Source organism: Corynebacterium sp. HMSC072A04 (genome assembly GCF_001809235.1).
Taxonomy (GTDB): Bacteria; Actinomycetota; Actinomycetes; order Mycobacteriales; family Mycobacteriaceae; genus Corynebacterium; species Corynebacterium hiratae.
In genome coordinates, this window is sequence record NZ_KV796809.1 from 166,367 (window position 1) to 167,161 (window position 795).

The 795-nt window shown below is 56.4% G+C and carries 1 protein-coding gene; it reads left to right on the forward strand.

What is annotated here, in order from left to right; translation table 11 throughout:
• On the forward strand, window positions 1-795 hold a 795-nt coding region (locus tag HMPREF2565_RS11570), incomplete at both ends, for an HNH endonuclease signature motif containing protein (RefSeq protein WP_246819154.1).

A 795-nucleotide genomic window follows, 5' to 3' on the forward strand; every position in this document is an offset into this window, starting at 1 on the left:
TGCACCAGGTGTACTTCGGCCCCACCCGCTACACCGGTAAGCAAAAGAAAGCACGTGCAGCAGCCCTTGCCCAACGCCACAGCCTGGGCACCCTCACACTCATCGAAACCTACGTTTCAAAAGTAAAGAAAACCCTCGACGCGTGGAACCTCCGAGCAAAACTCGCCGCCACACCCGCACACCGCATCCGAGCCGTTGCCACAGCACGGCTTAAAGAACTCACACGTAAAAGAACCGCCAAACCCGGCGTGCGCATCACCTACAGATCCGAAGGCCCAAACACCCTCTCCATTACCGATGATGCCACCACGATTGCCAACATGCGCGCAGTCCTAGAATCCACCAACAACACCGACCTACTCAAAGCCGCCAACGACGTCTTCTTCAACCAAGAAACAGCCGGCACAAAGCCAGCGGTGCGCACCCAAGTCATCGTCACACTGAACGAGTTGGACCAAATCATCAACGGCGACGGGGACGAGATCGAACTCAACTTGACCAACGGTGCGCGCATGACAGGCGCTGAGTTTCTCACCCATAAGTTTGCCGAAATCGGCTACGCCACCATCGTGCACCCCATCGAAGGCCCCATCAACACCTGGCGGCTCGAGCGCGGGGCAAACTTCAAGCAACGTCTTACCCTGCACGCTGAATTCCACACCTGTTCTAGACCTGGGTGTAATAAGCCAGCCGATTACTGCCAGGTGCATCATCTCATCCCTTGGCAGGCTGGTGGCTACACCAACATTAAGAACTTGACCTTCCTGTGCGCCTACCACAACGGCATTAACGACG